Source organism: Streptomyces sp. NPDC107581, assembly GCF_055657175.1.
The window spans coordinates 1-2,320 of record NZ_JBVKBH010000060.1 but is presented as its reverse complement, the minus strand read 5'-3'; the positions used below and the strand labels follow the sequence as shown (position 1 = coordinate 2,320).

Sequence of the window (2,320 nt, the reverse complement as noted above, 5' to 3'; positions counted from 1 at the left end):
GGGTCGGCGTAGACGGCCACGCTCGCGATCCCGGCGTCCCGGCAGGCCCGGGCCACGCGGACAGCGATTTCGCCACGGTTGGCGATGAGCACCTTGCGCACGATTGAGGCTCCCTCCTTGAAACAAGCCGAGTTTAGGGACTGCCGACACGGCACTTCGACCCGTCCCCAATGGTGAGCTTGCCCACACGGAGCGTGATGCGAGGCGCACTCGACCGGCGAAAGCCCTTGTCGCACCTCGGTACGCAGGACTCCTTCGGGAAACCCTAGCCCTGTCATGTGGTCAAGGTCTCTGTGAGAGCGTGCCGCGGCGCACTCCGTTTCTTTGTCGAGTCCCTACGAATGGCCCAATGATTCTTTGCTCCGGACCGAACCCTTGTCCCTGGGTTTACCCGTTAGTAGCGTTCGCGGTGACTCGAACGTACTTCAGGTAACAGCAGCTCTGCTCGGGCTGAGGTCGAAAGTGGGTGGGGGCCGGTGGTACGCAGACCGGTGGCGTGGGTCGTGACAGTCGTCCTGTTCGCCGAGGCGCTCGTCATCGCGGCACTGAACTGGTTCCTCGGGGTGGTCGTGGACCGGCAGAAGATGTCGCTGGCCGGGCTCGATCCCGACGTCATGTCGACGTCGTCGAAGATCGGCGGGGTCGTCTTCGGCGCCTACTTCGTGCTGTGCGCCGTGGTGGCCCTGCTCGTCGCGATACGCAACCGGGCCCCCGCCGGGTTCGGCCGCATCCTGCTCATCAGCGTCGCGGTGGTGCACGCCCTGCTGGGCGCCTTCGCCTGGGGCCTGGTGGGCTGGACGGCGTTCCTGTTCATGATGGTGGTGCTCGGGCTCGTCGTCCTGCTCCTGATGACGTACGACCGTGACGGCGGCCCCGAGCGGGCCTCCGGGGGTGGCCCGGAGGTGGGCGGAGACCCGAAGGCCGGGACCGAGCCGGGCGTGTCTCCGGGCGTGTCCCCGGGCGTGTCCCCGGGTGCCGGGGGCGAGTCGCACAGTCGTGCGGACGAGCCGTAGGACGGGGATGGCGCGCCTCAGACCTCGATGCCGGCCCAGCTCACTCAGCCGGTGCCCACAACTCCGTGATGCCGACGCCCAGTTCGGCCAGCAGTCGCCGCACGAGGGGAAGGCTGATGCCGATCACATTGCCGTGATCGCCGTCGATGCCCTCGATGAACGGCGCCGAACGGCCGTCCAGGGTGAACGCCCCGGCCACGTGGAGGGGCTCGCCGGAGGCGACGTACGCGGCGACCTCGTCGTCCGTGGGCTCGCCGAAGCGGACGACGGTGGAGGCGACCCCGGCGACGTACCGTTTGGCCTGCGTGTCCCAGATGCAGTGGCCCGTCTGAAGGGTTCCGGCCCGCCCGCGCATCGCCTTCCAGCGGGCGGTGGCCTCCTCGGCGTCGGCCGGCTTGCCGAGCGCCCGGCCGTCCAGCTCCAGCACCGAGTCGCAGCCGATCACCAGGGCGCCGTGCACCTCCGGCTTCGCCGCCACCACGGAGGCCTTCGCCTCGGCCAGGGCGAGCGCGAGCTCCGCCGGGGTGGGTGCTGTGATCGAGTCCTCGTCGAAGCCGCTCACGATCACCTCGGGATCGAGCCCGGCCTGCCGGAGCAGGCCCAGCCTGGCCGGGGACTTGGAGGCGAGAACGAGGCGACGGCGCGGGTGGTCAGTCATGCGCTCAGGGTATCGGCGGGGTGCCGCCGGGCTCACCTCAGACCGATCACGATCATGGCCAGGATCATGGCCAGGGCCATGAAGAGGCCGAGCCGCCGCAGCATCTCCTGCACGTCACGCAGTTCCTTGGGCGGCTCGTCCTCCGGGTCTGACCACAGCATGCCTCCAGCGTGCGGTTCCTGTGCGCCGGGTGCCTGAGTAGCCGTACTCAAATCGGCACCCGGTATTGCACGGGGGTGTGCAGGCTGTGGGATGTGCAGGCCGTGGGGTGTGAGCCGTGGGCCGCTGCGGGGTTCGGGTCCGTTGTGGCCCGGGTCAGCTCGGCCAGTACGTGCGCGTCCAGGACGCCGGGCCCGGTTGCGGGACGCGCTGCCCCGCGATGCGGGACGGGTCCGACCATGCGTCCCGCGTCCCCGGTGCGCCGGGCGGCATTGCCGCTGCCGCCGCGGCGCGGGCGCGGACCACCGCCAGGGCGGCGGCCAGCTCCTCCGGGGTGGGGTTGCCTCGTACGACCTTGATGTTCATTGACCGCTCCAAGGGTCCGCGGGGCCTAGAGGGGGATGTTGCCGTGCTTCTTCGGGGGCAGGGATTCCCGTTTGGTGCGCAGTTGACGCAGGCCGCGGACGATGTGGGCGCGGGTGTCGGAGGG

5 protein-coding genes are annotated in these 2,320 nt (G+C 70.0%); 1 reads left to right on the top strand and 4 read right to left on the bottom strand.

The window, feature by feature from the left end; genetic code table 11:
- Window positions 1-101, bottom strand: a 101-nt coding sequence (locus ACZ7P3_RS42535; protein ID WP_158786612.1) for a biotin carboxylase N-terminal domain-containing protein, incomplete at its 3' end; no start/stop codon positions are given.
- A gap of 375 nt (window positions 102-476) precedes the next feature.
- Between ACZ7P3_RS42535 and ACZ7P3_RS42530 the strand changes: the two genes are divergently transcribed.
- Window positions 477-1,013, top strand: a complete 537-nt coding sequence (locus tag ACZ7P3_RS42530) for a hypothetical protein (protein WP_472090050.1) — start codon at window positions 477-479, stop codon at window positions 1,011-1,013.
- Between the two features lie 40 nt (window positions 1,014-1,053).
- Here ACZ7P3_RS42530 and ACZ7P3_RS42525 read toward each other — a convergent pair whose 3' ends face one another.
- The 3 genes from ACZ7P3_RS42525 to ACZ7P3_RS42515 form a co-directional block, all read right to left on the bottom strand.
- Window positions 1,054-1,671, bottom strand: a complete 618-nt coding sequence (locus ACZ7P3_RS42525) for a Maf family protein (RefSeq protein ID WP_472090049.1) — start codon at window positions 1,669-1,671, stop codon at window positions 1,054-1,056.
- Between the two features lie 32 nt (window positions 1,672-1,703).
- Window positions 1,704-1,832: a morphogenic membrane protein MmpB gene (gene mmpB / locus ACZ7P3_RS42520; RefSeq protein ID WP_457664872.1), complete on the bottom strand. Its 129-nt coding sequence runs from the start codon at window positions 1,830-1,832 to the stop codon at window positions 1,704-1,706.
- Window positions 1,833-1,986: 154 nt separating this feature from the next.
- Complete coding sequence (locus ACZ7P3_RS42515; protein WP_472090048.1) at window positions 1,987-2,196, bottom strand: acyl-CoA carboxylase epsilon subunit; 210 nt, start codon at window positions 2,194-2,196, stop codon at window positions 1,987-1,989.
- Window positions 2,197-2,320: the final 124 nt, after the last annotated feature.

What these genes read in the sequence shown, in the direction of transcription:
- ACZ7P3_RS42525 (WP_472090049.1), bottom strand. Translation starts at nt 1,671, where the DNA reads ATGACTGACCACCCGCGCCGTCGCCTCGTTCTCGCCTCCAAGTCCCCG.
- mmpB (WP_457664872.1), bottom strand. Translation starts at nt 1,832, where the DNA reads ATGCTGTGGTCAGACCCGGAGGACGAGCCGCCCAAGGAACTGCGTGAC.
- ACZ7P3_RS42515 (WP_472090048.1), bottom strand. Translation starts at nt 2,196, where the DNA reads ATGAACATCAAGGTCGTACGAGGCAACCCCACCCCGGAGGAGCTGGCC.